Source organism: Mangrovibacillus sp. Mu-81 (genome assembly GCF_036867415.1).
Lineage (GTDB): Bacteria > Bacillota > Bacilli > Bacillales > Bacillaceae_B > Rossellomorea.
Map to the genome: position 1 here is coordinate 1 of NZ_JBAJHU010000012.1, position 20,371 is coordinate 20,371.

Below are 20,371 nucleotides of genomic sequence, written 5' to 3' on the forward strand. Positions count from 1 at the left end.
GTGCTGAACATGCCTTTTTCGATTGCATATACTGGTTCAATTATCTTTTCAGATTGACTTTTCTATGAGCATTTCATAATGAGGTGAATTCATATCTTTCATGAATGTATGCAATTCCTCTTTCGTCTTCTCATCGAGACCTTTGTAAATTAAGAAGGCCTTCGTTTTTTCAGAAGTAATCATCTTTCTGTATAATTTAGAAATTTTTTTACTCCTGTGGGTGTCCATTCAATCCATCCACTCCTTGATAAATGATTAAGATAATTATAATCATTATAAGCTTGTTTTTTCAAGATATTACACTTAGTTGCGGGCGAATTTTTATAATTTTAAAAAAATTGACAGAGAAGCAGCACGGTTTCTGACATAAGGCTGCGTTCTGACCGGGTGACACTTTTCTGTGGGACTTTCCTTAATTATAAACAATTCGCTCCCCGATTCAAAAGTGGCTCTGATGTAATCCTTTTAGCAGAACCGCCGGCTGAGTCACCCTCAACCATATAGATGTCACTGATGCTTGGATATTTGGATGAACAATCCGTCAATTTGCTCTCGACCTTCGTAATCATACAATTCAAACAATTAAAAGGAAAATTATGCTAAAATATATTGAGATGTACATGCACAACACTTCATAAAGATCGGGGAAACAAATGAAAAGAAAATATGGAAACCACCCTACCTGGAAAAGAGTCATCGAACGGGAGTATGCCGAGACATATATAGAGACACCAGTCTTTAAAGGATATATCACTCTGCTGCATGCCATCAAAGTGGCCGCACCATTGAACGTCAGATACGGGGACGGCGAGCGTTCGATTGTGGATGACGGTTATATGTGGCTCCAGCACTTTCCACTGGGTCAAAACTTCGGTATGCTCACGGTATTCGATCAAAACGGTAACATCGTACAGTGGTACATCGATATTTGTCAGGATATAGGGACAGAAAACGGTGTCCCATGGCTCGATGACTTGTATCTTGATATCGTTGTATTGCCAACGGATGAGTTGATATTACTGGATGAAGATGAACTCCAGGAAGCATTCGAAGAAAAGATCATCACAAAAGAACAATTTGATCTGGCATGGTTTGAGTGTGAAAGAATTAAAAGATTAATAGAACAAAATGAGTTTATATTATTTGATTTGAGCAAGGAACATAAAGGACTTTTGGAAAAAGAATTGAAGTAACTGATTCAAATAGGGATCGGAGTGGTATAAGTTGAGCTTTTGGACATGGGTCATCATCTGCATTCCATTGGTTGCGGGCATCACTGCAGCCAATTCACGCAAAAAGAATAAAGACCGTAATTGAGGAATGGAGGGAATAATCGGAGTTAATTGGCGCTTCGGGAATCAGATTTACTATTATTTTAGCGATTGGAAGTGAACCGAAACATGAACAACATCCAAGAGATGCTGACAAGACGAGAGTCTGCAGAGTTTAATGAGCTGTATGATTACGTAAGCAGAGTCAAAAATCAAATTTCTGCTTCTGCGAGCTCCGTCTTCATCATCCAAAGAAGTGAAGTGATAGCGGAAAAGTATGATGGAATAAATCCATTATCGCTTAGAAAAATCAATGAAAAGACACGTTTTAATGTTTATTCTGTTCGTAAAAGTTACATAGGACTTGCCGTCGCATTACTGATATATGAGGGGAAAATAGCCAGTTTGGATGAAGCCGTTTCAACCTATCTTGGCGAGAACGACCGATACAATGGGATTACGATCCGACACCTGGTCACCCATACACATGGGCTGGGTGATGGTGATGATCAGCAGGGTATCACAAAATTGCACCCTGCAGGGACGGTCTGGGACTACAACAGTGCAGGACTTTCTTTGTTGTATTCAATAATTTTGAAGGTTTCTGGTTCAACGGTGAATGAGATTCTTACCGAACATGCCTTCAAACCTCTTCATTATAATGAAACCGGATGGGAAACAGAGTCTTGCTTAAACCTCATGGGAGATATTAATCAAATAAATGAACCTGTTATCAGGCTGGAAGATGAAACCGGTTTTGAAAGAAATCTGTTTGTCAGTGCAAGAGAGCTTGCTCATTGGGGATATCTGCATTTGAAAAGAGGACGTATCCGCGAAGAACAAATTCTCCCGCAAGCTATATTTGACATGACCACGGCAATCCAGACACCTGAATCACTTAAGAATGGACCGCAGAACGGCTTCTTCTGGTTTCGTAATGAAAACAAATATGAGTTGAGTGAACTGGGGGAAGAAGTGCCGGCTGGGTCTTATCAAATCCTCGGTGCTTCAGGCTGTGCCTGTCTCGTCATTCCGGAATACGATGCTGTTGCTGTGCGGATGTATAACAAGATAGGAAACCCTTCAGGTTATGATTATCTCAGGGATATCAATAACTTTGGAAATGAAGTCTGTGCTGTTTTAGCAAAAAGATTTCAAGAAAAATAAGTATGAAATGGGGAATAAAACATGGTAATTCCTGAACGCTTACTTTCAACAGAGCGGCTGAGATTACGAGAAATGGTGGAAAGAGACTGGAAAGAAGTCCATGACTACGCTTCACAGGAAATCGTCTGTCAGTATCAGCCCTGGGGGCCGAACACAGTGGAAGATACGAAGGTGTTCATGAAGGAAGTAATAGCTGATACCATGAAGGAACCCAGAACCCGTTTCATGTTTGCAATCTTGATGAAAGAGGATAACCGACTGATAGGGGCAATTGAATTGAATATCCAAGTTCACCATAAGTATGGTGAACTTGGATATATCGTGCATCCGGAATATTGGGGTAGGGGCGTTGCGTCTGAAGCTGCTAGGAAAGTGATTGAATTAGGATTTAAACACTTTCAATTGCATCGAATTCAAGCTACTTGTGATCCGAATAACATCGCTTCATCAAGAGTACTGGTGAAGATCGGCATGACGAAAGAAGGGGTCATACGGGAAAACCTCTTGATAAAAAGCGGATGGCGGGACTCAGCCATGTATAGTGTCCTGATGGATGAGTATAATTATCTAAATAAGGAGGAGCGCACATGATTTACGCTGTCAGACATGGGCAAACGGATCTCAACAAAGAAGGCAGGCTGCAGGGGAGAAACGGGCTGCCGTTAAATGATGAAGGGCGGAAGCAAGCTGAGAGGCTAAGAGAACAACTCAGGGACATAAAGTTCGACTACGTGTATTCCTCTCCCCAGGAGAGAGCCAAGGAAACAGCTGAAATTTCAACAGGGATGCTACCAGTCATAGAGCCGAGGCTTGATGTATTCCATTTAGGGGAAGCGGACGGATTAAAGAAGCATGAAGTACAGTTTGATGGAATCCTTCCCGACAGAAATGTATACGCAGGAATGGAAGATATTCATGATTACTTAAAGAGAGTATTCAGCTTTATGGGGGATCTGCAGCAGTTGTTTGGAGAAAAAGAAATCAACATACTGCTGTCCGGACATAGATGTACAACTGGAGGAATCGGGGCTTTCTTCAATGGTGTACCTGAAGACCGGAATATTTTGAAATTTTCCTCTAACAACGGTGATTACAAAAAGTATGAGTTTGCGATTAAACGTGTCGAAGGGATATCGAATGTTCAATAATCGATGTCCCTTCCTATTTTAAACGTTTTCACGTTTTTCCTGCATCAACTAACTGTTTTGATTGAATGAGGGATTTAATCAGATAATATGTCCCGGGAATGAAGATGCATGCTCCAATGATAAAAAAAATGAATCTTACCTCCATCATGCTGACTGATGCAAAAAGGATCCCAAATGGCATGGTGATCCGGAGGAAAAACAATCTAACTGCGCTTAATTGCGAGAGTCGATCACGAGGTGCGTACTGCTGAAAATAGGATGCACTTTGAGCATTGAAGAGTGGAAACATAATTCCTCCAAACAGTTCACAAAGCCAAGCCAGCTGAACAGAATCTACCAAAAATAAAAGTGAGAATGATAGGCCGCCGCCGATTAATCCTGTATACATAAAAACAGAGGTGCGTGGTAACTTTCTAAGTAAAAATGTGCCGACTGCATACCCGACAGGGAAGGATCCCGCAAAGATGGCGTACTCCCATTGTTCGCCGTTCAATGTGCTTCTAATGTACGGCACGCTTAACACCATGGTAGTTCCTACAGCAAATTGAACAAGTGAAGATAGAAACGTCAGTCTGACAAGGTCCGGTGTGGTGAAAAACCTTTTATAGCCTTCTTTCATTTCCGACCACCAAATTTTCCTAGTCCATGCTGCACCCTTTATTTGAATTGGTGATTTGATTCGTGCAAGCGAAAAATAACTTAATAAAAATAAAGAGGCTGAAAAGACATATACATAATGCATAGGAATCAGGTAGAGAAATAAGGAGGTAATTCCGGGTGCCAAAAAACTCATCATACGAAGCGTCCCATCCAATAGACCATTCGCGTTTACCAACTCTTCTTCTTTGCACAGCTCAGGAACCAATGAGAAAGATAGACTGGCATAAATCGGCTGCAATAAACCGAGGAAGCTTTGAAGGACAATCAGGCCGACGATAACAGCCTTGTCATTTCCAATCAGATATCCAAGTAAAGGGAACAGATAGACGACCGCCCTGATCAACTGCATATTCTTTAACATTCTCGCCTTTACTACATGGTTCAGGAAGGGAGAACTTATACACTGCAGAATTAATGACGGAATGAAGTAGACCAGCCACAGAGCACCCATCCATTCCTTCGAACCAGTGATTTCATATAACAACAGACCATTTATGATTCCCCCCGCTGCCCCCGCGAACTCTGATACGATTTCTCCTATCCATAATGCTTTGAATCCAGACGAATATCTGCTCATTGTCTTCTTCCCAAAAATTGATCGAGCTTATCTGTTAAAGAATGAATTTGTGATTCATTTGACGAATAAATCCCTTTTTCCGCCCGGACGAATTTCGCTGCTTTTAATATAGAGAGCTGGTGGTGAACCGTCGTTTTGGAAAGTTTGAATTTGCCGCTGATATCCTGAAGGGATAGAGGACCATTCATAAGTTCGAAAAGTAATTTCAATCGGGTTTCGTCCCCCAGCGCTTTATGGCCATTAATCAGGGCCTTTCCGGGTATTCCCGGCTCCAATAAGTATTCTTCTTTAATCGGATAAAAGAAGAGTTTTGTTTCTGAGGTTCGTTGTTCCATTACCCATGGACGGTAAGAAACATGGGGAATCAATTTGATTGTCCAAATCGAAGGTTCAGGTATGTAATGTACTCCCCCTGTTATCCGTTTTATTTCTTCGGTTGGATTTGTTTCATCTATTGATGCACCCAGGATGCTTTCAGATTTTATTGCCTTTCCCCACTTCAACCATTCTTCTTTTTGGCTGATCCAGTCAAACCATTCCTGTACAGATTCCAGTAATGAATCCTTTAGCTCATCAAAACGAATGGAGGACAGATTATGAATATATTCTGCAAGAAATTCGTGGCCGGCGAATTGTTCAGCATATTCATGTAAGAATTGTTTTTTTAACATACTGCAGGCTAGGGATATTCTTATGTCTTCGTAATGTCTATTTTTATAAGGCAGCACTGTTTCATAAAATTCTTCAGCAGTGAGTTGGTTCATATAATTCGAAAAATCTCGAATACTTTCTGCTGACAATTTATTTTGAAGCATGATAAGGGAGTACCAGAAGTTTGTGTCTTCGATCCAACTTAAGATATTTATCAACGCAGCCGGCATCGACTGGCAGTCCATTTCCCATTCTTCATCAAAATCAAAGGTATGGCGGAGTTTTGAATGTGTGTATCCTGCTATCCCGAGAATGACTTCCCACACGGGCGATGAATCAACTTTAATGGTTGCCGTTTCTTTGGATTGGGGTAAATAATGTTTCATATTTTTCCTCCTTTTGGTAATATGTGTTGTTTACAGGATATACAATAATGATGAATTGTTCAATATTTTTCGAATTAATTATGCAAAATATATTTATAATTTGAAAATATATCCAGATTAAAAGGGATTCCCTTATCAAATGAAGAAATAGTAATTCAGTAAAAGGAGGAACTAACATGAATGAAAAGCTTATTCGAGTGGGTACAACCTATATTCCGGTAAGTAATGTCGAGCGTGCCGCCGTATGGTACGAAGTAGAACTGGGTGCAGTGGTGAATTATAAAGATGAAGAGAAAGCCATACTTGATCTTGCAAATCAGAGCTTCTTTCTTGTGAAAGCAGAAAAAGGACAAACAGCAAACTTTTTGGACTGTCAGGGGAAAGTGAGGTTTTCTATGACATTCGAAGTCGATGGTCTGGATGCATTGCATTCCCTGCACATGGATTTTATTGATAGAGGGCTTGTAGTCGGGGAAATTGAGAACAGGGGACATGCGGGCCGAAACTTTGTCTTCAGAGATCCCGATGGTAATAGGTTTGATGTCTGGAGTGAGTTGAGTCCACTTTTCAAAGAAAAATTCCTAGAAAGAGGGAGGTAAAGGATTTCATATGACCGTAAAATTAAGAAGCCCAGTTTTTTAAAAACACTGAGCTTTTTTTGGGGTTTGTAAAGTGAATCAGTTTTTTATATATAATTAATAAAATCATTAAGGGGTAGAGAGTTATTTGGGATAATTGGTATAATCTTACTGACAGAAGAGGTACAAGTCATGGAGAACCACATGATCATGGTATTCTCCAATTATTTAACAAATGCAGGGTAATTAACAATATGTTAGCGAGATTACAGTATCGTCTGATTAATACGGAGGTCACACATGAACATTAGAAAAGTACGAATTGAAGATGCGGAAAACCTCATGAACCTGATCAAGGAAGTTGAAACAAGTGCTGAATATATGCTCATGGAGCCCGGAGAACGTCAGACGACCTTAGAGAAGCAAAGAATGATGATAGAACGAGTAGAGAAGCAAGAAAATGCAGTGATATTGGCTGCGCAGAATGAAGGCAGAATGATTGGTTACCTGATGGCGATTGGCGGTTCTGTGAAAAGGACAGGGCATTCGGCTTATATTGTCGTCGGCATCTTGATGGAGTATAGGGGCAAGGGAGTTGGGACTGAGCTATTTCAAGCAGTTGAAGAGTGGGCGAAGAATCACGGAATCTCTCGGTTGGAACTCACAGCTGTAACAAGGAACACTGCAGGAATATCACTCTATCAAAAGAGCGGTTTTGAAATAGAAGGCACAAAGCGAAATTCCCTTATCATCAATGGTGAATTTCATAACGAATACTATATGTCCAAATTGCTGGTCCGTCCCTCGTCGCGTTAACGCAGAGGAATGATATTGAAAGAAGGAGAACTGTGATGAACAAAGCAGGCGGATGTATGAATGAATTCACTTGGGTGGGCAGTCATGAAAACTGTATAGATGAAGCCCGCATACGATCTCTTAATGGTGAGATTGTGATCGGCTTATACGGCGGGAATTCATCCTCGGGACAATATAAAAATGAGGATGGATGCCTTGTGTGGAGCTCACCGGGAGAATGGGAATTTGCTATGATCCTGGACGGTCATGATTCAGCAGAAAGCGTAGAATTAGTGATGAATACATTTGAGAATAAAAAAGATCTCGTATATGAAGTCATTCATAAACAAACCCGAGAATCCTTCGTTGGGTTACAAGACTTAATTATAGAAACTTTCGTAAGTGACGGTTTCAGAGAAGCAGCAAAAAAAATTCAGGGAGAAACAGCCTGCTTATTTGTATTAAGGAAGGAAAATTATCTATGGTGGTTTTCAGTAGGAGACTGCATCGTACATCTATTTCATCCCGAATTTACTGCTTTGGGCGAATTTCAACAGAATCACAGAAGTTTTTATGAATGGGTGGGTCACAACAGTACGTTCAACAAGGCGGTACCCACTTATAGTACAGGTACAAAAGAATTAAGAACAGGTGATAACCAAATATTTTTGACGACAGACGGACTGACAGAATGCCCGAATACTCATTTCGGAGAACCAGCAGCCATCCTGAATGAGTTTGGTAATGGGTCACTTGAAGATGGTGTACTAAATCTGATTCAAGAAATTAAAAGGAAGGGGGTTAAGGACAGTACGACGATTGTTACCTGGAAGTTTGATAATAAACATGATGCAGTGTTGCCGAGTGATATGAATTAAATCCAGGGTTTTCTAATCCCTCCTCTGACTTTAATTCAATAATCGACATTGATCTTAAACTACTAGACGAGCGAGGAATAACGAAATGAATAATTTAAAGCAAAAAGCACTTGAGATATCAAGACTATATAAAAAAAATCCAAAAATAGAGTCAATCTTGCTCGCGGGATCCGTTTCACGGCACTGGCAGGATGAACATTCGGATATAGAACTGCACATCCTATGGAGCGAGCCTCCAACCGATCAAAATCGACAGCATCCCATTAAAGAAGCAAACGGTTCAATCCTGTCATACCATCCATACGAAGAAGAAGAATGGTCAGAATCATATTTGACGAATGATGGAGTAAAGCTTGAAATCAGCAGCTTTCTGACAGGATCAGTCCAAAGAATTATAGATGAGGTGATGATCCATAATGAAACGGATTATGATAAGCAATGCATTGCTGCATCTTTCCATTATGGCGAATCACTTTACGGGGAAGCAAATATCAATGTATTGAAAAACCAACTTGTTCATTATCCGGTTGATTTGTCGAAGACAATGATCCTGGAGAACCTGCACCTTGGGAATCAATGGCATAACCGTCAAGCTTTATTAGACAGACAAGACTGGGTGATGCTTTACTCTGTCATTTGTGCTGTTCAGATGAAACTACTTGGCTTATTATTCGGATTGAATAATATGTATGTACATCACCCTTCCTTTAAATGGATGAAACAAAGCATCGGCCAGATGAGTAAGAAACCGGACAATCTTTATGAGAGATTAGCAGATATTTTGACAGGTAACCCTGAAAACAGTTTAAAGGAACTAACTGTTCTACTGACGGAATCTATAGCGCTTGTAGAAGGCCATTATCCAGGATTAATTACCAGTGAACTGAAAAATAGTTTGGAATATTCGAAGTGAGTTTGGGAATCGCTTATCCTTAAAAAGGAGTCCAACATGAAAAAGAAACTAGTTGCAACAGTAATCATCACCTGCAGCTTCTTAGTAACAGCGGTCATTGCAAACAATAAAGCGTTCAACCATGCGAAGAATTCATGTGTGGAGAATCATAAGATGCCAATTGCAAAGAAAAGCTTATTGGCATTTAAATGGTCTGTCAGCTGTCATTGAATAGTTAACTCAGGAATTGAATTAAGATACGTATCTTTAAGAACAACTACATATGATTAAGAAAAAACATATAAGAGGTGATCGAATGGATATTTTCGAAGCAATCAAAGCAAGAAGAAGCATGGGACTTGTAAAGGATGAACCAGTCCCGAATGACGTCATTGAAAAAATTCTGGAAGCAGGGAACTGGGCACCGAGCCATCATCAAACTGAGCCCTGGCGATTTTATGTCCTGACTGGTTCAGGACGAAACTTGCTTGGGGGTGCACTCGTAGAGATTGCAAAGGAAAATATGGAATCGCCGGAGAGTGAAGAAAGTAAGGCAAAGCTTGAAAAAACGGGAGGAAAGCCATTACGTGCACCGCTGATCATTGCAGTTGCAGTCGAACCAAATGGAAACCCGAAAGTGATAGAAATCGAAGAATATGGAGCAGCTTATGCTGCAACTCAAAATATGCTGCTGGCTGCACATGCACTGGGATTGGCAGGAATCTGGAGAACCGGGAAACCGTGTTATCACCGTTCAATGAACGAACTATTCGGATTATCCCATAGAGGGAAAGTACTTGGATTCCTTTACTTTGGATATCCGAAGAAAGAAGCTCCTGCAGGGAAACGCAAGGATGTCAGCGGATGTGTTACATGGCTTGGTAATGAGAATGATTTTGAACAGCTAAGGAAGAATTGACAGATGACGATTTTTGAAAAAATGTTTAGTCAAAAATTCTAGTGAAAAAGCACTCGGAAAACATATTCCGCGTGTTTTTTTATGGTAAAAGAGACTGTGCTAAGTAATAAAAATACAAAAACATCAAACTTCCCCTTGAACATATAAGTACATTATTATATATTAATACATGAATGAAGTCGGGAGGTATACTTTACATGGAAGAAAACGTTGTCGAAATTGATCACTCTGCAAAGATATTGAAATTATTGGGGGATAAAACCCGTTTGACAATGGTGAAAATACTAGATACAAACGACTGCTGTGTGTGTGAATTTGTAGAAATCTTTAAGATGAGTCAGCCTGCCATCAGCCAGCATGTCCGAAAGATGAAAGATGCCGGAATTGTAAAGGAAAAGCGAAAGGGACAATGGATCATATATTCTCTTAACCGGGAAAGTGATGTGTTTCCAATGGTCCAGAGCCTTCTCAATCATCTTCCTAGCCAGGACTTCAAACTTATTGAATTAGAAGAAAAAGGATTACGCATCTCATGTGAATAATAGGAGGTAACGAATTACGATGATAGTATTGGCATCCGTGATATTTCTTATCACACTTATCCTCGTCATCTGGCAGCCAAAAGGCTTATCAATCGGCTGGTCTGCCTGTGGAGGAGCAATTATTGCCCTGATCTGCGGGGTAGTTGACTTTAACGACGTTATCGATGTTACATCGATTGTGTGGAATGCAACCCTAGCATTCATAGCAATCATCATAATTTCTCTCATTCTTGATGAAATCGGATTTTTCGAATGGGCCGCATTGCATATGGCGAGAGCTGCAAAAGGAAACGGAGTGCGCATGTTTGTTTATGTCTCCCTGTTAGGAGCTGTCGTGGCGGCATTATTTGCAAATGATGGGGCAGCACTCATATTGACACCGATCGTATTAGCAATGGTCCGTAACCTGAATTTCAGCGAAAAGCTTGTCTTTCCTTTTATCATTGCATCAGGGTTCATTGCTGATACCACGTCACTCCCATTAGTTGTGAGTAATTTGGTGAATATCGTATCAGCAGACTTTTTTGATATCGGATTTGTTGAATATGCTTCAAGAATGATTGTGCCAAACTTCTTCTCTCTGGGAGCAAGCATATTGGTCCTGTACTTGTTTTTCAGAAAAAGCATTCCAAAGGATTATGATCTTTCACAATTGAAGAAGCCGGCAGAAGCGATCAAAGACCACAGGATGTTCCGGTTGTCATGGCTCGTATTATCAATACTGCTGGCAGGATATTTTGCAAGTGAATTTATCGGTGTTCCGGTTTCAATCATTGCAGGAATCATCGCATTATTCTTCTTATTCATGGCGCGAAGAAGTCCGGCAGTTAACACGAAGACAGTTGTCAAAGGTGCACCGTGGGCAATCGTGTTTTTCTCGATAGGAATGTACGTAGTCGTGTATGGACTTCGTAATGTCGGATTGACAAATGTCTTGGCTGATGTCATCCAAATGACAGCCGATCAAGGACTATTCGCAGCAACCGTGGGGATGGGATTCATTGCGGCCATCCTTTCATCGATCATGAATAACATGCCGACCGTCATGATCGACGCACTCGCCATCGCCGACACAGATACAACCGGCGTGATGAGAGAAGCACTGATTTATGCGAATATCATCGGTTCCGACTTAGGGCCGAAGATCACACCGATAGGCTCGCTTGCTACATTATTATGGCTTCACGTTCTCTCGCTTAAAGGAGTAAAGATCTCCTGGGGCACGTATTTCAAAACAGGAATCATTCTGACCATCCCAACATTGTTCATTACACTTGTTGGACTTTATATATGGTTACTCATTATCCAATAATACACTAAAGGAGAAGATCAACATGGCTAAAAAAACAATCTATTTCTTATGTACAGGTAACTCTTGCCGCAGCCAAATGGCAGAAGGCTGGGCTAAAAAACATTTGGGAGACGACTGGGCTGTGTACAGTGCCGGGATTGAAGCACACGGATTGAATCCAAATGCAGTAAAAGCAATGAAGGAAGTCGACATTGACATCACCAACCAGACTTCAGACATTATTGACCCTGAAATCTTGAACAACGCTGACCTTATTGTAACACTTTGCGGCGATGCAGCGGATAAATGTCCGATGACTCCTCCTCATGTTAAACGCGAACACTGGGGATTCGACGATCCGGCAAAAGCAGATGGAACAGAAGAAGAAAAGTGGGCTTTCTTTCAACGCGTCCGTGATGAAGTAGGGGAAAGAATCAAACGATTTGCGGATACTGGTGAATAACAAAGAATAACCAAGAGAAGAAGTTCTCTTGGTATTCTTATTTAAATAGTATAAGTATATGCTTATATAACGATAGTAAAAGGAGAATGAGCATGAGAAAAGTTGAAATTTTTGATCCTGCAATGTGCTGTTCAACTGGCGTCTGTGGACCAGGTGTAGATCCTGAATTAACAAGAGTTGCTTCTGCCATCTATTCTTTAGAGCAAAAAGGTCTTTTAATTTCCCGTTATCAATTAACGAATGAGCCAGAGAAATTCACAGAAAATGCTGCGATTAATAATCTTCTTCAAGAAAAAGGACCAGACGCTCTGCCGGTCGTTATTGTTGACGGAGAAATAATGAAAGTAGGCGGTTATCCTGCAAACGAGGAACTTTCGAAGTGGTTTAATGTTAAACCTGAAGAATTAACTGAGAAACCTAAAGTTCGCTTATCATTTGATTTGAAATCTCGAAAATAAAGAAAGTAGGGACATCATGTTTCAGTCTTATCATCCAAGTCATATCGTACATACCCCATTTCTTTTTTTAACGGGAAAAGGCGGGGTTGGAAAGACTTCAACCGCGAGTGCCACTGCTGTAGCACTTGCTGATAGCGGAAAAAAAGTACTTCTCATCAGTACCGACCCTGCCTCGAATCTTCAGGATGTGTTTAATATGGAATGTTCCAATAAACCTAAACCTGTAGAACAGGTAGAAAACCTTTACATTAGTAATTTGGACCCGGAAGAAGCGGCAAGGGCTTACCGTGAAAGAGTAGTTGGACCTTATCGAGAGAAGCTTCCGGAATCCGTGGTTACAACGATGGAAGAACAATTATCCGGGGCATGTACGGTCGAAATTGCAGCATTTGACGAATTTACTGGAATCCTTGCCAATCAAGAAATGATTGAAGAGTTTGATCATATTATCTTTGACACAGCACCAACTGGTCATACGCTGCGTTTGCTTCAATTACCGGCTGCTTGGAATGGCTTTTTAGATGAAAGTACCCACGGTGCATCTTGTCTCGGACCTCTATCAGGTTTAGCCGGCAAAAAAGATCTTTATTCCAAAACAGTTGATGTATTAAGTGATCCACTTCAAACAACGCTATTACTGGTCACAAGACCAGATAGATCGTCATTAGCAGAGGCCGGACGAGCTTCACGCGAACTTAAAGAAATTGGTATAAACAATCAACTGTTGATCATCAATGGTCTACTTCAAAGAAAAGTAACAGAAGACAAGGTATCAAAAGCATTCTATGAAAAACAGCAGTCGGCATTAAGCAAAATGCCAAAAAATTTGAAGCAGGTTGCGAGTTATTCCTTGTCATTTGTTGCTTATTCGCTCACCGGTGTGAAGAACCTGCGATATCTATTTAAACAATTTACACTTCCTGCACAAGAAGCAGAAAGCGGATTTAGAGACATGGAAACGGCTGAATTGAAAGATTTAATTGCAGACATGTCGGTAACCGATAAGAAATTGATATTTACAATGGGAAAAGGAGGGGTGGGAAAAACCACCGTCGCTTCGGCCATTGCGGTAGGACTGGTTGAAAATGGCCATTCTGTTCATTTAACGACAACAGACCCTGCAGCTCATTTGGCGTATCATTTTCAGGAAGAACAAATAAATGAACGTCTGACCATCAGCAGCATTAATCCAAAAAAAGAAGTTGAAAAGTACAAAGCTGAAGTATTGAAGAAAGCAAGTCAAGAACTTGACTCAGACGGTCTCGCCTATTTAGATGAAGACTTGAATTCCCCATGCACAGAGGAAATTGCTGTCTTTCATGCATTCAGTAAAGTAGCAGCCCGCTCAGAGAATGAAATTGTCGTCATTGATACGGCACCTACCGGGCACACATTGTTACTGCTAGATGCAGCGGAATCATACAGCAGAGAAATCGAGAAATCGGCTGGAGAAGTACCAGACAGCGTGAAATCTCTACTGCCGAAGATACGGAACCCAAAAGAAACAGCCGTAGTAATAATTACTCTTGCTGAAGCAACACCCGTATTAGAAGCCTCGCGTCTGCAGGATGATTTAAAGAGGGCCGACATCGTTCCCGTGTGGTGGGTAATCAATCAAAGCCTGCTTCAAACGGGCACTACTGATCCGGTATTGCAGTTGAAGGCATTTGCGGAAAAGGAATGGATCAACAATGTGACTAAGAAATATTCTCAGCGAACAGCCGCCATACCATGGATGGAAGATGAAAAAATAGGATACAACAAAATGAAGGACTTTTCGAAGTGACAGTATGGAGGCTTTACCTATGACAACGAAGAACTATCATGAACTGGTGAAATCAAGAATCTATATTGGTGGAGCAGACGATGCTGATGAAGTGACAGAAAACGAAAATATTGACCTGGTGTTCGACTTGAGAGCGGAAGCACCATATGCTAATGTGACATATAATCGCGTACACAGCCCGATTGTGGATGATAGAGATAGCCAGGATGAATCCATTCAAAAATCGATTGACTATGTAATGAAAGCATATAATGAAGGAAAAAACATCTACTTCCACTGCCAGGGAGGGAGCAATCGTACTGGCACAGTCGCAATTGGTTCCCTGCTTGCATTGGAGAAAGCTGCATCCATTGAAGAGGCCGAAGAAATTGCAAAGGCAGCAAGACCGAAAATCAAGGTGAAGCCGGAAATGAAACAATCTCTTAAAAGACTATTTCCGAAAGCATAGAAAGGAAGTGGAACGAAACGATGAACATTACAGATCGTGCTACAGAATTATTACAGGATGTTTTACAACAACATGGTGCAAAGGGAATCCGTTTATCCAGCATAAACGGCTGCTGCGGCCCGCAATTCTCAGTATCACTCGAGGATCCCGTAGATTCTGATTACATTCAAATGATAAACGGAATCCAGGTCGCACAGGATACAAGTATTGAAACAACGGAAGGACTGACGATAGATACAGAGAAAAGCGCAGAGGGTGAAGGTCTTGTGTTAATTGGTGCCAGCAACTGCTGCTAGGTTTAGAGAAGACAGTTTCTACTTGTAGAAGCTGTCTTTTTCTAATAAACTGAATAATATTAAACTTCTGATATAAATGAAAATAATAGACGAGCAGGTGGCAGAATGATAAAGGAGATCACTATTGAAATAATGCGCCCTGAACATTGGGATGAAGTTCGAAGAATATACATGGAGGGAATTGCCACAGGTAACGCAACCTTTCAGAAAGATGAACCATCATGGGAAGAATGGGATCACTCCCATCGTCCGGATTGTCGTATCATCGCTTATCTCAATGGTCAACTAACAGGTTGGGCTGCCTTGAGTCCTGTCTCGAGCCGATGTGTGTATGCAGGAGTTGCAGAAGTGAGTGTTTACGTTTCTCAATTAAGTGCAAACTCAGGTGTGGGAAGCAGCTTATTAAAGCAATTAATAGAATTGTCCGAGGATAATGGGATCTGGACCTTGCAATCCGGAATTTTCCCCGAAAATCTTTCAAGCCTTCATTTACATTTGAAGCATGGTTTTCGCGAGGTAGGGCGTCGTGAGCGTATTGGAGAGATGGATGGTGTATGGAGAGATGTTGTCTTAATGGAAAGAAGAAGTGAGAAAACAGGTACTTAGACGTTCCTCCTTATAAACCCAACAAAGGAAAATGATTGAAATCATCATCTCTCGTATTCCACACTTTGATGATCCAATTGATAAGACAATTCGGAACGGGGCATATCCATTAAAAGTTAAGGTATCGTTCATATACTATTTTCAAAATATTCATACTACAACTTGCTGAATTGTGATAAAGTTACTATATTCTCACTTAGATGTAACTAGTAATGAAATGTCGGGAGTTGTAACAGTGAGAGAATATAATTTCATGCGATAATTAGAATTTTATTAGGGGGTCAAACGATGGACAACCATAAGAAAGACTCATTTAAAATTCAAAACAAGCATAGACTAAAACTGATAGAAACTACAAAACTCGTAAGTCATTACGACGTCGTCATCATCGCGATCATATTCTTATCAATCATTATTTTGAAGTGGATGGATTGATTGTCGGGCACAGAAAAATGATTACTATGGATATTCCTCTAGAATGAAACATGCCCAGTTTATAAATTTCTTTCATGATAATTGGTTTTAGTGAGTACAACGAAATTACCAATACAAAAATGATAATATCCATTAAATAAAACCCATTCTTCCTGCACATACTAAACGTATGTTCGGGAGGTGAAGCAGTTGGAAAACAAAGATCTTGAACAAATATTTAATGAGTATAAGCAAGATGGGGCAAACCATCTACAGCAGGAAAACTCACAGCCCTTTAATGGTGATGCAGAGAAGATCACAGCCATCCGAAAAAATGGGGACGATGATATAATTGCCTTCAAAACGGAAAGCGGGCGCGAATTGGATTATCTTGCAGCTCTTGAAGAAGCGAAAGAAGGTAAGCTTGCACATGTAGATGTCTTCCACAGATACGGAAGGGATATCATACGAAGCGAACCTGATGGAATTGAAGAGAATAATTTAAATAATCTGCCTCATTTTTAGTATGAACAAAGGAGTCTTTAGCTATGATCGCTGGAAGACTCTTTTCTTATATATTTATTAAGGAAATATGGACAAAACAGACTGGGCAAATGAAATGCATATTTCTCTAAGCAACATATTAATTTCTTAAGACTGTGATAAACCCATCGAGAATATCATGGCTGATATTGAATCCTTTACGTTTGTAAAATTCCAGGGCATTGCTGTTACCGTTTGAAACAAATATAAAAATATCTTCAATTTCATCAAATTCCTTCAACCAATCCAGAGACATCGAAAAAAGGCGAGATCCGATTCGGTACTTCCTGAACCCTTCCTTGATATAAAACTGGGAGAGGCAGCCGACATATGGTTTATTAACAGAGGTTACATCAAAGAATGTGGCGAATTCATTCGAATACGTATCCTTTGGCGAAATATTTGAATAGACGTAGCCGATGATTTCATCATTGTTCTTCACAACCACTGTGTAATTATGTATAGCTTTTTCCATTGAAGGCAGCAGACGTGTTTCGAAATTCATTGTGTCGAATAATTCCGGCCTGATAGATGCCACCGATTTTTGGAAGGCCATCAATTTATTGCAGCTTTCGCGGAGACATTCAATTCTCTCTTCGGGAAGGACTTCAAATGTGAAATTCACGTATCTCACTCCAATTAATATAGTTATTAAAAACGGAAATGACAAAAAAAATTAATATAACAATATTATACCAAATCATAAATAAACATGAATATCGAATCGCTTGAATATCAAAGTCTATAATAAAACCATCACTATATATCGTGAAAAGCAGAATAGCCATATTCAACAGTTGAAATTCATAGTATACTTTATGTGAAAACATTCACAAAGAGATCCGGGGAAGGGGATAGTTTCATGAGTAACAAGGTCGTTATTGCAGGAGGTACAGGTTTTGTCGGTCAGTATTTATCAGAAAAGCTAACGGGGGCGGGCTATCATGTGAAGATCATCTCCAGAAATGATCTTCACATCACTTGGCATGACGAAGACAGGATCGTAGAAGCATTGGAAGGCTCTGATCTGCTTATCAACCTTGCAGGGAAATCTGTCAATTGCCGTTATCATGATCGAAATAAAAAGGATATTCTTGAATCCAGGACAACAACCACTGAAATTCTTGGGAAAGCTCTAAAAGCATGCAGCAATCCACCGGGATTATGGATTAATTCGAGCACAGCTACCATCTACAGACATGCAGAGGACAGACCAATGACTGAATATGATGGAGACATCGGATCAGGATTCTCTGTGGAAGTAGCGAAAGAGTGGGAACGTTCGTTTTTTTCCTTCGATCTGCCCAACACAAGACAGGCAGCCCTCAGAATCGCAATCGTACTTGGAAGTGGTGGCGGTGTCATGATACCTTACAAAAACCTGGTCAAGTTTGGACTTGGCGGAATTCAAGGACCAGGAACTCAAATGTTCAGTTGGATTCATATCGAGGATCTCTATAGAATCATCCTATTTATTCATGAGCGGGAAGAATTAACAGGTGTTTTCAATTGCTCTTCGCCGAAACCGATCACGAATCGTGAGCTCATGTCTGTATTAAGAGCAAAAATGAATAAAAAAATCGGTCTCCCATCACCAGGATGGATGCTGGGAATTGGCGCAGTATTTATCCGGACAGAAACCGAACTGATTTTAAAAAGCAGGTGGGTCATACCTGAAAGGCTTTTAAATGAAGGCTTCACATTTTCATTTCCCACCATCAGCGAAGCACTGGATGAGGTTCTGAAAAGTCGTTAATATCAGGACCTGCTGGCATGACTTCTACTGAAAAAGATAGTCAGGTGAGACTTGTCCAGCACCGAGGCTTACCCGCGGAACGCGAAGTCTTGCACGGAAATCATTAGCGGTATGTAGAGTCTACACAGAATATGCCGTTTTAGGTAATAGTTTTTGTGATTGCCCCAGCCTTTTTAAGTGAGGCTTTTATAACGCCTCAGCCCACCTATTTTTACACTAGTATTAACTTAAAACCCCAAATGCTGCGGGGTTCATGGTAATATTATATCTGAAATGGTTAAAGGAGGGACAAAGCCTTATGGTTAAAGGACTCTTGCATCATATCGAATTAAATGTCTCCAACTTAAATAAATCTATCGAATTCTGGGGTTGGCTGCTTGAGGAACTGGGATATCATTCACATCAGAAGTGGGATAGAGGACAAAGTTGGAAATTAGGGGACACCTATATTGTATTTGTACAGACAGAAGAACAGTTTCTGAACAGACAGTATCATCGCTGCTGTACAGGAATCAATCATCTTGCCTTCCATGCAGAATCGAGAGAGCAAGTTGATATAGTGAGAAACAAGCTGATAGAAAAAGACATAACCATTCTTTATACAGATAAGTACCCATTTGCCGGGGGAGAAGGTCATTATGCGGTTTACTTTGAAGACCCGGACCGAGTGAAGGTGGAATTGGTCTCGCCTATTTAATAAGGCCGGAAAAGAACCAGGATTAGAAAACCCTTTTTAACCTCTATCCCTGTTCCACATCTTCAATCGTTTTTCTGGGATTCCATAATAAACCGTTTCGGTAAGGTCCTTTATTCCATAACAGACATTGCATTCATTATGAGTCCAATTTATTTCAATGGAATTGATAGTCGCATCTCGTTTCAATCCGGCAATTTCGATCGTTACTGAATCCTTTACTTCATATGTGGTGTGAAACGAAAGCATTTCCCTGTCTAGAGATGATGTAGATAATCCATCTTCCACATTTATATACTTTTTAAAAGCTCCATCTATATCATAAGTGATAAAAGAAAAATCCTCATATATTCGAAAACATATCCTGCTGATTACACCAGCCTTCAAACAGCTAACTTCTTCTGCGTCCACATACAAATCCTCATAACCGATTACTTTTTCCAGTGGAAACACTTCAATCGTCCCGTACATTTACACACCTCCAGGTATACATGTCTTACTAATACCTATTAGGCAAGTCCATTTGATAGACCAAAGACTGGATGAAATAGTTGAAAAATAAACCAAAATTCATATTGCGAACATTTGTTCCGTATAGTATGATGAAATTGTAGTGGGTGATGGAAGAAACTTGAATTCTAGAGGCGTGGCCAAGAAGGGTTGAAACAAGATGATTCTATTATTAGGAGCTGATTACAATGGCCGTACAAGTGTTTCCTTATTTAGTGATGGATGGCAATGCAGGAGAAGCAATTAACTTTTACAAAGAAGCCCTGGATGCAGAGATTCTATTCTCTCAGTCTTTTGGGGAAAGTCCCGACAACCCTGAATATCCGTTGCCGGAAGAAGCGAAAGACCGCATCATGCATGCCACGATTAAAATCGGAGAATCTGAATTAATGTTCAGTGACACATTTCCCGGGCAGCCTCATTCAGAAGGAAGCCAAGTCACTCTCTGCATTACAACAAACGACCCGGAGAAATCAAAGAAGTTGTTTGATGGATTAAAAGAAGGCGGCGAAGTAACAATGCCATTGCAGAAAACATTCTTCAGCCCCCTTTACGGATGCGTCATTGACAAATTCGGAGTAACATTCCAGATTTATACAGGCGAAGAAAAGTAAACTTTTCTTCATTTTTGCCACTACAATA

27 protein-coding genes and 1 pseudogene are annotated in these 20,371 nt (G+C 40.4%); 23 read left to right on the forward strand and 5 right to left on the reverse strand.

From position 1 onward, the window contains the following. Window positions 1-461: 461 nt before the first annotated feature. Window positions 462-548 (reverse strand): annotated as a pseudogene (locus V6B33_RS18465) (hypothetical protein); the annotation flags it as partial. A 105-nt stretch (window positions 549-653) separates the two neighbouring features. On the opposite strand from V6B33_RS18465, the gene V6B33_RS18470 reads away from it, so the two are divergent. The 4 genes from V6B33_RS18470 (at window position 654) to V6B33_RS18485 (ending at window position 3,586) form a co-directional block, all read left to right on the forward strand. Next, window positions 654-1,193 carry a DUF402 domain-containing protein gene (locus V6B33_RS18470; RefSeq protein ID WP_334219157.1) on the forward strand — a complete coding sequence of 180 codons (540 nt, stop codon included), beginning with the start codon at window positions 654-656 and terminating at the stop codon, window positions 1,191-1,193. Between the two features lie 207 nt (window positions 1,194-1,400). Further along, window positions 1,401-2,438, forward strand: coding sequence for a serine hydrolase domain-containing protein (locus V6B33_RS18475; RefSeq protein ID WP_334219158.1), 1,038 nt, complete (start codon window positions 1,401-1,403; stop codon window positions 2,436-2,438). A gap of 21 nt (window positions 2,439-2,459) precedes the next feature. After that, window positions 2,460-3,029 (forward strand): GNAT family N-acetyltransferase, encoded by a 570-nt coding sequence (locus tag V6B33_RS18480; protein ID WP_334219159.1) that lies wholly within the window; start codon window positions 2,460-2,462, stop codon window positions 3,027-3,029. Next, a complete protein-coding gene (locus V6B33_RS18485; RefSeq protein WP_334219160.1) occupies window positions 3,026-3,586 on the forward strand; it encodes a histidine phosphatase family protein in 561 nt (186 codons plus the stop codon). The genes V6B33_RS18480 and V6B33_RS18485 overlap by 4 nt, the downstream gene beginning before the upstream one ends. Before the next feature lie 28 nt (window positions 3,587-3,614). Here the strand turns inward: V6B33_RS18485 and V6B33_RS18490 are convergent, their stop codons facing one another. Both V6B33_RS18490 and V6B33_RS18495 read right to left on the reverse strand, forming a co-directional pair. Next, complete coding sequence (locus V6B33_RS18490) at window positions 3,615-4,823, reverse strand: MFS transporter (RefSeq protein WP_334219161.1); 1,209 nt, start codon at window positions 4,821-4,823, stop codon at window positions 3,615-3,617. Next, entirely contained in the window at window positions 4,820-5,860 is a 1,041-nt protein-coding gene (locus V6B33_RS18495; protein ID WP_334219162.1) for an ArsR/SmtB family transcription factor, read from the reverse strand. Before V6B33_RS18495 ends, V6B33_RS18490 begins: the two co-directional genes overlap by 4 nt. A gap of 176 nt (window positions 5,861-6,036) precedes the next feature. Here V6B33_RS18495 and V6B33_RS18500 point away from each other — a divergent pair, with 176 nt between their 5' ends. The 16 genes from V6B33_RS18500 (at window position 6,037) to V6B33_RS18575 (ending at window position 16,751) form a co-directional block, all read left to right on the forward strand. After that, window positions 6,037-6,459 carry a VOC family protein gene (locus V6B33_RS18500; protein WP_334219163.1) on the forward strand — a complete coding sequence of 141 codons (423 nt, stop codon included), beginning with the start codon at window positions 6,037-6,039 and terminating at the stop codon, window positions 6,457-6,459. 279 nt (window positions 6,460-6,738) lie between these two features. Continuing rightward, on the forward strand, window positions 6,739-7,254 hold the full coding sequence (locus V6B33_RS18505) for a GNAT family N-acetyltransferase (protein WP_334219164.1): 516 nt from the start codon (window positions 6,739-6,741) through the stop codon (window positions 7,252-7,254). Between the two features lie 35 nt (window positions 7,255-7,289). Further along, complete coding sequence (locus V6B33_RS18510; protein WP_334219259.1) at window positions 7,290-8,111, forward strand: protein phosphatase 2C domain-containing protein; 822 nt, start codon at window positions 7,290-7,292, stop codon at window positions 8,109-8,111. An 85-nt stretch (window positions 8,112-8,196) separates the two neighbouring features. Further along, entirely contained in the window at window positions 8,197-9,024 is an 828-nt protein-coding gene (locus tag V6B33_RS18515) for a DUF4037 domain-containing protein (protein WP_334219165.1), read from the forward strand. A gap of 36 nt (window positions 9,025-9,060) precedes the next feature. Continuing rightward, complete coding sequence (locus V6B33_RS18520) at window positions 9,061-9,234, forward strand: hypothetical protein (protein WP_334219166.1); 174 nt, start codon at window positions 9,061-9,063, stop codon at window positions 9,232-9,234. 85 nt (window positions 9,235-9,319) lie between these two features. Continuing rightward, complete coding sequence (locus tag V6B33_RS18525; protein ID WP_334219167.1) at window positions 9,320-9,922, forward strand: nitroreductase family protein; 603 nt, start codon at window positions 9,320-9,322, stop codon at window positions 9,920-9,922. Window positions 9,923-10,119: 197 nt separating this feature from the next. Continuing rightward, a complete protein-coding gene (locus V6B33_RS18530; RefSeq protein ID WP_334219168.1) occupies window positions 10,120-10,464 on the forward strand; it encodes an ArsR/SmtB family transcription factor in 345 nt (114 codons plus the stop codon). Window positions 10,465-10,477: 13 nt separating this feature from the next. After that, complete coding sequence (locus V6B33_RS18535) at window positions 10,478-11,776, forward strand: arsenic transporter (protein WP_334219260.1); 1,299 nt, start codon at window positions 10,478-10,480, stop codon at window positions 11,774-11,776. A 22-nt stretch (window positions 11,777-11,798) separates the two neighbouring features. Beyond that, window positions 11,799-12,218: an arsenate reductase (thioredoxin) gene (gene arsC, locus V6B33_RS18540; RefSeq protein WP_334219169.1), complete on the forward strand. Its 420-nt coding sequence runs from the start codon at window positions 11,799-11,801 to the stop codon at window positions 12,216-12,218. Between the two features lie 92 nt (window positions 12,219-12,310). After that, window positions 12,311-12,676, forward strand: a complete 366-nt coding sequence (gene arsD / locus V6B33_RS18545; protein ID WP_334219170.1) for an arsenite efflux transporter metallochaperone ArsD — start codon at window positions 12,311-12,313, stop codon at window positions 12,674-12,676. Between the two features lie 16 nt (window positions 12,677-12,692). Then, window positions 12,693-14,462 (forward strand): arsenical pump-driving ATPase, encoded by a 1,770-nt coding sequence (gene arsA, locus V6B33_RS18550; RefSeq protein ID WP_334219171.1) that lies wholly within the window; start codon window positions 12,693-12,695, stop codon window positions 14,460-14,462. Between the two features lie 19 nt (window positions 14,463-14,481). After that, a complete protein-coding gene (locus V6B33_RS18555; protein WP_334219172.1) occupies window positions 14,482-14,910 on the forward strand; it encodes a protein-tyrosine phosphatase family protein in 429 nt (142 codons plus the stop codon). Between the two features lie 20 nt (window positions 14,911-14,930). Continuing rightward, window positions 14,931-15,206: an adhesin gene (locus tag V6B33_RS18560; protein WP_334219173.1), complete on the forward strand. Its 276-nt coding sequence runs from the start codon at window positions 14,931-14,933 to the stop codon at window positions 15,204-15,206. 105 nt (window positions 15,207-15,311) lie between these two features. Continuing rightward, a complete protein-coding gene (locus V6B33_RS18565) occupies window positions 15,312-15,812 on the forward strand; it encodes a GNAT family N-acetyltransferase (RefSeq protein ID WP_334219174.1) in 501 nt (166 codons plus the stop codon). Between the two features lie 288 nt (window positions 15,813-16,100). After that, window positions 16,101-16,247, forward strand: a complete 147-nt coding sequence (locus V6B33_RS18570; protein WP_334219175.1) for a hypothetical protein — start codon at window positions 16,101-16,103, stop codon at window positions 16,245-16,247. A 189-nt stretch (window positions 16,248-16,436) separates the two neighbouring features. Then, window positions 16,437-16,751 (forward strand): DUF3892 domain-containing protein, encoded by a 315-nt coding sequence (locus tag V6B33_RS18575; RefSeq protein ID WP_334219176.1) that lies wholly within the window; start codon window positions 16,437-16,439, stop codon window positions 16,749-16,751. Window positions 16,752-16,869: 118 nt separating this feature from the next. Here the strand turns inward: V6B33_RS18575 and V6B33_RS18580 are convergent, their stop codons facing one another. Beyond that, window positions 16,870-17,394 (reverse strand): GNAT family N-acetyltransferase, encoded by a 525-nt coding sequence (locus V6B33_RS18580; protein ID WP_334219177.1) that lies wholly within the window; start codon window positions 17,392-17,394, stop codon window positions 16,870-16,872. A 237-nt stretch (window positions 17,395-17,631) separates the two neighbouring features. Between V6B33_RS18580 and V6B33_RS18585 the strand changes: the two genes are divergently transcribed. Together V6B33_RS18585 and V6B33_RS18590 are read left to right on the forward strand one after the other, a co-directional pair. Next, window positions 17,632-18,525: a TIGR01777 family oxidoreductase gene (locus V6B33_RS18585; RefSeq protein WP_334219178.1), complete on the forward strand. Its 894-nt coding sequence runs from the start codon at window positions 17,632-17,634 to the stop codon at window positions 18,523-18,525. Window positions 18,526-18,823: 298 nt separating this feature from the next. Further along, window positions 18,824-19,222, forward strand: coding sequence for a VOC family protein (locus V6B33_RS18590; RefSeq protein WP_334219179.1), 399 nt, complete (start codon window positions 18,824-18,826; stop codon window positions 19,220-19,222). A gap of 36 nt (window positions 19,223-19,258) precedes the next feature. On the opposite strand, the gene V6B33_RS18595 is transcribed toward V6B33_RS18590, so the two are convergent. Next, window positions 19,259-19,690, reverse strand: a complete 432-nt coding sequence (locus V6B33_RS18595) for a hypothetical protein (protein WP_334219180.1) — start codon at window positions 19,688-19,690, stop codon at window positions 19,259-19,261. A gap of 227 nt (window positions 19,691-19,917) precedes the next feature. Here V6B33_RS18595 and V6B33_RS18600 point away from each other — a divergent pair, with 227 nt between their 5' ends. After that, entirely contained in the window at window positions 19,918-20,343 is a 426-nt protein-coding gene (locus V6B33_RS18600; RefSeq protein WP_334219181.1) for a VOC family protein, read from the forward strand. The last annotated feature ends 28 nt before the right edge of the window (window positions 20,344-20,371 follow it).

Excerpts from the sequence above, each read along its gene's own strand:
- V6B33_RS18470 (WP_334219157.1), top strand. The coding sequence starts at position 654 with ATGAAAAGAAAATATGGAAACCACCCTACCTGGAAAAGAGTCATCGAA.
- V6B33_RS18475 (WP_334219158.1), top strand. The coding sequence starts at position 1,401 with ATGAACAACATCCAAGAGATGCTGACAAGACGAGAGTCTGCAGAGTTT.
- V6B33_RS18480 (WP_334219159.1), top strand. The coding sequence starts at position 2,460 with ATGGTAATTCCTGAACGCTTACTTTCAACAGAGCGGCTGAGATTACGA.
- V6B33_RS18485 (WP_334219160.1), top strand. The coding sequence starts at position 3,026 with ATGATTTACGCTGTCAGACATGGGCAAACGGATCTCAACAAAGAAGGC.
- V6B33_RS18490 (WP_334219161.1), bottom strand. The coding sequence starts at position 4,823 with ATGAGCAGATATTCGTCTGGATTCAAAGCATTATGGATAGGAGAAATC.
- V6B33_RS18495 (WP_334219162.1), bottom strand. The coding sequence starts at position 5,860 with ATGAAACATTATTTACCCCAATCCAAAGAAACGGCAACCATTAAAGTT.
- V6B33_RS18500 (WP_334219163.1), top strand. The coding sequence starts at position 6,037 with ATGAATGAAAAGCTTATTCGAGTGGGTACAACCTATATTCCGGTAAGT.
- V6B33_RS18505 (WP_334219164.1), top strand. The coding sequence starts at position 6,739 with ATGAACATTAGAAAAGTACGAATTGAAGATGCGGAAAACCTCATGAAC.
- V6B33_RS18510 (WP_334219259.1), top strand. The coding sequence starts at position 7,290 with ATGAACAAAGCAGGCGGATGTATGAATGAATTCACTTGGGTGGGCAGT.
- V6B33_RS18515 (WP_334219165.1), top strand. The coding sequence starts at position 8,197 with ATGAATAATTTAAAGCAAAAAGCACTTGAGATATCAAGACTATATAAA.
- V6B33_RS18520 (WP_334219166.1), top strand. The coding sequence starts at position 9,061 with ATGAAAAAGAAACTAGTTGCAACAGTAATCATCACCTGCAGCTTCTTA.
- V6B33_RS18525 (WP_334219167.1), top strand. The coding sequence starts at position 9,320 with ATGGATATTTTCGAAGCAATCAAAGCAAGAAGAAGCATGGGACTTGTA.
- V6B33_RS18530 (WP_334219168.1), top strand. The coding sequence starts at position 10,120 with ATGGAAGAAAACGTTGTCGAAATTGATCACTCTGCAAAGATATTGAAA.
- arsC (WP_334219169.1), top strand. The coding sequence starts at position 11,799 with ATGGCTAAAAAAACAATCTATTTCTTATGTACAGGTAACTCTTGCCGC.
- arsD (WP_334219170.1), top strand. The coding sequence starts at position 12,311 with ATGAGAAAAGTTGAAATTTTTGATCCTGCAATGTGCTGTTCAACTGGC.
- arsA (WP_334219171.1), top strand. The coding sequence starts at position 12,693 with ATGTTTCAGTCTTATCATCCAAGTCATATCGTACATACCCCATTTCTT.
- V6B33_RS18555 (WP_334219172.1), top strand. The coding sequence starts at position 14,482 with ATGACAACGAAGAACTATCATGAACTGGTGAAATCAAGAATCTATATT.
- V6B33_RS18560 (WP_334219173.1), top strand. The coding sequence starts at position 14,931 with ATGAACATTACAGATCGTGCTACAGAATTATTACAGGATGTTTTACAA.
- V6B33_RS18565 (WP_334219174.1), top strand. The coding sequence starts at position 15,312 with ATGATAAAGGAGATCACTATTGAAATAATGCGCCCTGAACATTGGGAT.
- V6B33_RS18570 (WP_334219175.1), top strand. The coding sequence starts at position 16,101 with ATGGACAACCATAAGAAAGACTCATTTAAAATTCAAAACAAGCATAGA.
- V6B33_RS18585 (WP_334219178.1), top strand. The coding sequence starts at position 17,632 with ATGAGTAACAAGGTCGTTATTGCAGGAGGTACAGGTTTTGTCGGTCAG.
- V6B33_RS18590 (WP_334219179.1), top strand. The coding sequence starts at position 18,824 with ATGGTTAAAGGACTCTTGCATCATATCGAATTAAATGTCTCCAACTTA.
- V6B33_RS18595 (WP_334219180.1), bottom strand. The coding sequence starts at position 19,690 with ATGTACGGGACGATTGAAGTGTTTCCACTGGAAAAAGTAATCGGTTAT.
- V6B33_RS18600 (WP_334219181.1), top strand. The coding sequence starts at position 19,918 with ATGGCCGTACAAGTGTTTCCTTATTTAGTGATGGATGGCAATGCAGGA.